The following is a 7,750-nucleotide window of genomic DNA, read 5'->3' on the forward strand; positions in this document are numbered from 1 at the left end:
GTGCAAATGGTCGGTGTCGTCAACGCCAAGGCTATGGATCCGAAAGCAATTATGCAATATATAGACTGGATGGTGGAACCCGAACATGCCAATCTGCTGAAAAATGGCATCGAGGGTACACATTCGCAGAAGGGTTCGAACGGTTGTCCGCAGCCTATTGATACGGAGAAAAATAAGAAAGAGCTGTACACCGACGACTTGAACATGATGAGATCCGATTTACTGCTCGGCAAATGCGCGGAAGTATATCTGGTGAACCTGCGCCCTGAAGTGCCTACTCAGAAAGAACTGCTCGATATCAACCTCAAATCCAAAGAAATCTATATTAATAAAGATCGTCCTGTTCCTTCGCTCGGTAACGACTTCCTACCGGTCTTACCTGATGACCTGCAAGCGATTGTCAAAAGCACAAGCAAGTCCAACAATATCGACAAAGGCGACATTTGGTTGAAAGCTTTGGTTGGTGGCACCAGCTATACAGCCCAGCAAGCAATTAAGGATGCTAAGGATGTATGGGAAAAAGCTGGGGGCAAGCAAGTCGATGATTACTATGCCAAATGGTATGAGAACAACAAAACCAAGATATTTAGTATTGATGATTTATACAAATTCGCTGAGCAGTCTCAGAATGAATTGAAATAGAATTAAGGAGTAGCGGTGCTCCTGGATTAGCTGTATCGGAGCACCGCCTACACATGACGTGGACCCCGGATAGGATTAGGGAATCCTATTGATAATCTCGTTCATTTGGAGGTAATTATGAGATCCCTACACAAGTCAAAACTCCTTGTTTCAATCCTTCTGTCGGCAATCATTGTCTCCCTGCTCCCTCTCTTCCCTGCTTACCGTGCTTTGGCTGCGGGAACAGGTATTACCCAGGATTATTGGAATAATATTCCTGGCGGGAAAGTAGAACAGATTCCTTTAAAGGCTCCTCCTTCGGGTTCGAGGGTACTCACGACCTTTGAAACCCCCAATAATACCGGAGATCTCTATGGCTCTCGCGTTTATGGTYTTCTGACGCCGCCAGTAAGCGGTGGTTACACCTTCTGGATTGCTGCGGATGACAGCTCCGAATTATGGCTGAGTCCAGATGGCGATCCTGCGCACAAAGAGAAGAAAGCATGGAACACCGTCTTCGCCAAGCCCAGAGAGTGGAATAAATCCCCTACTCAGAAATCAGTGATCATTCCGCTATCTGGTGGCAAAAGATATTATATCGAGGCGCTGCATAAAGAAAACACCTCGAATGACAATTTGGCTGTCGCTTGGCAAGGTCCGGGAATAGCCCAGCAAGTGATACCAGGAGCATACTTGACTCCTTATGTCCTGCCTGATGCACCAACAAATCCTGTGCAGGATGACACAGCAAATACATTCGGATGGACGCCTTTGCCCGGTTATTCGGATCTGTCTGCCTATGAATACAGCACAGATCGCGGTTACACCTGGCAAACCGTCACCGTGAATCCGCTTCAGCTGGATAATATCAATTACACGACGGGACAAATCCAAGTTCGGTTGAAAGAAACATCGGCACAGCCAGCTGGAAAAACCCTGTTTTCAACTGCTTTTTACACGTTAACTAAAGCTGTTGAGCCCACGCCTGTGTATACGATGCTTTGGAGAATAGGACTTGATGATCAGCTCTCTACTGAATTTGGCGATTATAAATCAACTCCCGCGGAGTCCTTCAATCTCCCTGCTGACTGGGCTACTCGCACAGATTGGAGTTCGATATCCAAGGGCTTAAAGCTTAGTCGCAACGGTACTATGACGATTACCTACAACCTTGCTGCGATTCCGGATTATGGCGTACAATTCAGCTTCAGGAGCTTGGACGCGTATGTTTCCGTACCGCAGTTAGCGGTATTTTCCAATGATACGATGGCTGGCTTAATCCAGATTGTAGGTCTAAACGGCGGAAATACGACCCGGAAATTCAAAGAAACTTACGAGTTGTACATTCCTAAAGAGATGCTGAAGGTTGGACCTAATGAGCTGAAGCTTTCGCTCGATCGAGGATTGTATGCAGGAACTGAAGGTGATGAATTTCATTGGTTTGAGTGGGATTATGCCAAACTTGAGGCTTTGGGAGCTCCCGCGACAGAACCTATCCATGGGCGATATATCCGTCTGGGAACGGCACTCGTCTCACATGTGTTGAAAGACCGCGATTTGCAAACGATGGGAGTCACCAAGTGGCTGGGTCTAGCTTACAGCGGGAACGTCATTCGTTCCAGTCAATTCTCGCGTGAATGGCTGACAGCCCTGCGCGATTTGAATTTGGCACCTGTGCTGCTGCCATTCGGAACTTACATCAAAGACCCTGAGCTCTCATCTGGCGTAGTTCCAGAGAAGGTGAAAGAGTATTACAACAACCTCATTGCTGAAAATGGGGATTTATTTGAATACCTGGAGCTTGATAATGAACCTGGTGTGTTCAACAACGCCTTTGCCGCCGATTTGGCGCTTGCCAAATATGTTAGTGAGCAAAAACCTTTGCTAAACCCTTGGTTGAAAGCGGTTTCTCCGGGATGGGCCTACTGGCCTTCCAAAGGGATTCCGGATGGCTGGGAGCGTGATCCTGCTTATCGCAAACAGATTGAAGATTATACCGATATGACCAATGGTCACAGCTATACCTTAAGCGGGATTTCAAGTGGTGAAGGCGGCGCGCTTGTAGAGACACTCAAAACCTTTCCTGACTATCAGGGTGACGGACTCGCTAGGCCGATGATGATGAGTGAAACGGGAGCTAACGATTTTCATACCGACAWTAACCGATATGACACCTTCACCCATCGCTTCGCCTCCATCTTCGATCGGGAAACGCGCAGCACAATTGGCTATCTCGATTACATTATGCAGCATGCCGCCTACTTCCGAGAGTACAGCTTGCTCAAAGAAGACATCGAGATGAAATCAGCTGACGATGCTGAAGCATGGATTAATGCTAGCGATCCTGACGAAACGCGTTTGAAGATTTTCCGCCGCTTAGCGCTTGCCTACAGTACACATGGGAAACCACTCCCTTATGTGTATACCAATCCGCATGAGCTTGCCGGGAAAAAAGCTTATTTCCGTGCGGTAGATACATCAAGTCTTCCTGTAAGCAATACCGGTGCAAAATCGAATAAAATACTGCTCAACTTTGTTAATTTCGAAACGACTCCGGTCACGATGAATGTGCGCGTTAACCTGCCTGCTAATACCCAGTATGCGGCAGAACGCTTTGGCGCAGGCAACACGTATGCAACTGCACACAGTTTTACCATCGTTGACGCTGCTTCAGGTGCGCAATTATCAGAAACGCTTCAGCCTGGTGAAGCCGTTCAATACATTCTGACTCCGTACGAGAATTCCATACCGAGCACACCTACGCTGCAAGCATGGGCCGTTTCCTACAAAAATATCAAACTAACCTGGCAGCCATCTACAGATCATGCAGAGGTAGCCGGTTATAAGCTGCCCTTTTACCACTACGTCTACGGGAGCTTTGCATGTTGAAGCAGAACAAACGGAGCTGGAAGGTGTGACACATCATGGCACATTCGTAGGAATGTATTATACACAAGGGCGATTGAACTTACTGAAACCTCCTGTTAAAGCAAATACCAATTATGTTCTGAAGCTCAAATATAGTTCATCTGCGAATAAAAAGGTCGATCTCGTTGTTAACAATCAAGTGATTCGGTCTATTGATTTGCCTGGAACTGAGCCTAACGTCTATACAACAATCGAATACAATGTCATGATGCCTGCGGACGTGAGTAACCTAGTACTATCCATCGTCAAAAGCAGCGATAATGTATTCGCCTACTTCGATTGGTTCGAGCTGAAAGAAGGTCTTTTGGATGAAACGCCTCAATCACTTTGGACAAATGTCATCCATTCTAGTACAAATACGTATTATTCCGCCGCAACTTTCGCTCCGGGGGCTAATGGAGCAGATCTTCATGAAACGGCAACGCCGGGTGACTACGCAGCCATGGGCTTCAAAGGTACAGGAATCCGTTGGTATTCTGATATTGAGTCTACTTTAGGATTGGCAGATGTTTATATGGATGATGTCCTGCAAGCAACTGTCGATTTGAAAACGGCAAACACACAGGGTGCGAAGAAGCTGGTTTTCGAAAAAACAGGTCTCCCAATGGCGAACCATATCATCAAAATTGTTGCTAAAAACGGTCGCATTATCCATCAATCATTTGAGTTTTTGAGTTTGGAACGTCAGCCCCTAACACCTGGTCCTGATCTTATCGTAACTGACCTTGGAACGGACCCTGCCAACCCTTATGCCGGGCAAACTGGCGTTCGATTCTATGTCACCGTGAAAAATGTCGGGCTTCTCCCCACCCCAGCTGCCCAAATTACGGGAGCAGTGTTTGGTCTAAATGGCGGTTCGTTCGGCTATACGGATACGTATAATCAATCCATCCCGGTCGGCGGCAGTGCTACTTTGTATACGAATGCAGGCGGTGAAAACGGGTATTGGGAAGTGCCTAACGGAGAGGCCACCTACCAATTAAGCGTCAATATCAATGATATCGGGCGATTTGCGGAGATGGATCGTACCAACAATACCAAGGAGATAACGTTCCAGGTGACTAAGCGCGATGTCTCGCCTCCTGTAACCACAGCAACAGCGGACGGAGCAACGGGTTCAGGCACATTCAATAAGCAAAATGTGCAGGTCGCATTTACAGTCGCGCATCCGACTGCTGGTGTAGGAATCAAGCGGACAGAATACCGCATTCAGGGAGGCACTGGTACTGGAGCTTGGCTCGCGGTCTCTGATCAGCCGGTCACCTTCGCGGATGAAGGGATTTATCACATCCAATACCGCTCAATTGATATGATGAATAACGAGGAATTGCCCCAAGATTTGATTATCGGCATCGACAAAACCGCTCCAACAACGACACACACCTCATTGGAGGGGTGGCAGCGGACACCACAAACCGTCACATTAGCGGCTTATGATACGTTGAGCGGTGTACAACAGACCTTCTTCTCGCTAAATGGAGGAACGACCAGTGCCGGCACCTCGGTTACCGTTAACACTTACGGTGAGAACACGATTCACTATTACAGCATTGATGCTGCTGGTAATCAAGAAACGAGTCACACTGCAGTAGTGCGATTTGATCCGCAAGCTCCTGCAATCAACTTAACAGGTCCTTTAACTGTGTTTTGGACGGATCCGATTGTAATGAATGTAGGTATTACAGACGCTTTAAGTGGAGTAGCCTCCTCTATTGTTAAACTGGACGGCGCCGTTGTTGGCCCTAACCTTAACCTCCCACCGCTTAGTCTGTGGTTAGGTCAGCACACCATAGAAGTAACAGCAACGGACATTGCCGGCAATACGATTGTACGTACCTTTGTACTAAAGGTAGTTATGGATCTTGATCATTTGGACGATCTACTCCGGTTATTATGGAATTTAGGTTATTTCCAAAACCAAAACGTCTATAACAGCCTGCAGAACACAGTTGCTGTGCTTCAGAGACTGCTGAGCCAGAGTCAGCTTAAAGATCCAACTTTCTTTGATGCTGCCATGAAAGACGGCAAGTATGTGGACAGTGCGACCACCAAGATACTGCAGGATGCCCTGCTATTTCTGCAGCAAAAAACGCGGAAATGAATAGCTAAAAACGGTCTATTATCCAAAGTTTCTTTTGGATGATTGGCCGTTTTTTAATCTTCGACATTTGTAAGTTTCGATAGGGAACTACAATCCGCTATTTCCCAGAATAGGCACATTTTCCACCTGCTGGGGGAACAACAATCCGCTATTTCGGCAATCTCACCCGAAAAACGTACCATGGAGGCAAATAAGTCCCTGCAGTTCCGCTCCAAAGAGGAAACAGTTCATTTTCCTCCGAATAGCGCCCTTTAGTTCCCCTGAGTAAAGCTACTTTAGCCTCCACACGCCCACTGCAGGGATCAAGTTGAATAATTCCCAATTTATAGTAAACACTATCTCTGGGAGGTGAGCCATGAGCAACTTTTTAGAGGTTATCCTTAAAAAAACAGAATTTCATCGTGATCTGAAAATTGAGCGGCTGCAGCTCGGAGCCGAATATATATGGTTGGTTTGTTATGACTCCGTTGTGAATTCGCAGGAAACCATTCGATTTATTTGGAATTCCGGGATTACGCCAACAGTTTCCTACGACGACATTTGCGCGCGATTGATTGGCAGGGCATGGAGCCCTGAGGAAATGAATGAGCTTCAGATAGGACGGGTCGTTCTACTGAGTGCCGATGGTGATCGAGCATTCAGCTTTCAGGGAATGCCCGCTTCTCTATCGCGAGCTGTCGATAAGCCTGAGAACGAATCAATGCCATTTGCTCCGGCAGTCGCCTTCATGGAAGCATTAACCACGAATATTGGACTCATAAGAAGAGGAATGAATTCGCAGCACCTAATTGCTGAGGGTTATACATTTACAGGAGTAGCAACGAAAGAGACGTCCTTAATTTACCATTCGGACCTTGTGAATCAGGAGTTGCTGCGTCAAGTCAAAGGTTTTTTGCAAAACGCTTCAAACAGGGATTTACAGACGGGTCAAGACCTGATGGAAATACTCGGCTGCCATCGTTTTGACTTACTGTCTCCTTTTTATAAAACGGAAATTCCTATGCAAGCGATCTTGTCGATGATGCGAGGACGAGTGATATTGCTAATAGAAGGAGAACCTGTAGCTTATGTGCTGCCCCTACTATTTAGCGATTTTATTTCTTTACAGTGGGATAGACAACTTCCCCTGCTTATTATGTTTGCTCTCCGATATTTGCGTTTAATGAGCTTATTGATCGCTTTGCTGACACCAGGGCTTTATGTTGCTTTGGTCTCTGTGAATCCAGAAACGCTGCGAATCGAACTTGCGCTCTCTGTGGCAAGCAGCCGAATCGGCATTCCGCTGCCTACATTTTTAGAAATGGCTTTTTTATTAATTGTTAGCGAGATCAGTATTGAATCAACTCAGCGGTTACCCAAAAGCATTGCAGCATCCATTACGGTCATTGGTGGTATTGTTCTAGGAACAGCCATTGTCGATGCCAAGCTGGTAAGCAGTCTTGTTATCATTGTGCTGTCAGTTTCCGTAACTGCTACCTTTGCTTTTCCTAATTACTTAAACACGTTGAATATTCGGATGATGAGAGCGGCCATCGTCGTGCTCTCAGGCATTTTTGGTATTTTCGGTTTGTTCGCTGGCTTTATAACCCTTTGCTTTTATGTGTGCAAAATCGAACACTTTGGTATCCCGTTTATGAGCTTTTTCGATTTCAAAAAAACAAAGTCAAACTTAACATAAGAAAAGGAGTGACTCCTTTGAGTTCTCGATGGATTTCAACTTTGACAGTCCCCTTATTTTTCATCGGATCTCACTGCAGTATCATGTTTCTGCTTTTTCCAAGAGCAGTGTTACATACAACGAAATATGGGCATTGGGAACCAGCCGTTATTTATATGCTTATTGAGTTAATCCTCATGGTCATTTTGCTTAAAGGATTGAACAAAGCAGGGAATTTAGATTATGCAGATTTACTACTTCCTCTCGGCAGGTGGGTTAGTACTGCCCTGCTTCTGCCACTTATTCTCTATATTCTCCTTATCGGGGTTATGGGACTTCGTGGGTTTGCTGAACTAATGCTTATCGTTTTTGTCGTCCGATCACCCTTAATTTCAATTTTGATATTACTTTGTTTCATTACGTTACTTGGATCATCCATTGGC

Annotated in this window: 5 protein-coding genes; all 5 read left to right on the top strand. The window is 46.0% G+C overall.

Annotated elements, in window-relative coordinates; all coding sequences use genetic code 11:
• Positions 1-642 (top strand): type 2 periplasmic-binding domain-containing protein (locus AC1DUA_RS25110; RefSeq protein ID WP_477502360.1); only part of this gene is annotated, 642 nt, incomplete at its 5' end.
• Between the two features lie 117 nt (positions 643-759).
• Positions 760-3,510: a PA14 domain-containing protein gene (locus AC1DUA_RS25115; protein ID WP_477502361.1), complete on the top strand. Its 2,751-nt coding sequence runs from the start codon at positions 760-762 to the stop codon at positions 3,508-3,510.
• The gene (locus AC1DUA_RS25120; RefSeq protein WP_477502362.1) at positions 3,500-5,650 is read left to right on the top strand and encodes an OmpL47-type beta-barrel domain-containing protein; all 2,151 of its coding nucleotides are present in this window, start codon (positions 3,500-3,502) and stop codon (positions 5,648-5,650) included. The genes AC1DUA_RS25115 and AC1DUA_RS25120 overlap by 11 nt, the downstream gene beginning before the upstream one ends.
• Before the next feature lie 355 nt (positions 5,651-6,005).
• On the top strand, positions 6,006-7,328 hold the full coding sequence (locus AC1DUA_RS25125; RefSeq protein ID WP_477502363.1) for a spore germination protein: 1,323 nt from the start codon (positions 6,006-6,008) through the stop codon (positions 7,326-7,328).
• A 17-nt stretch (positions 7,329-7,345) separates the two neighbouring features.
• Positions 7,346-7,750, top strand: a 405-nt coding sequence (locus AC1DUA_RS25130) for a GerAB/ArcD/ProY family transporter (RefSeq protein ID WP_477502364.1), incomplete at its 3' end; no start/stop codon positions are given.

The sequence above is a fragment of the Paenibacillus sp. 01T422 genome, from assembly GCF_056398785.1.

Excerpts from the sequence above, each read along its gene's own strand:
- AC1DUA_RS25125 (WP_477502363.1), top strand. The coding sequence starts at position 6,006 with ATGAGCAACTTTTTAGAGGTTATCCTTAAAAAAACAGAATTTCATCGT.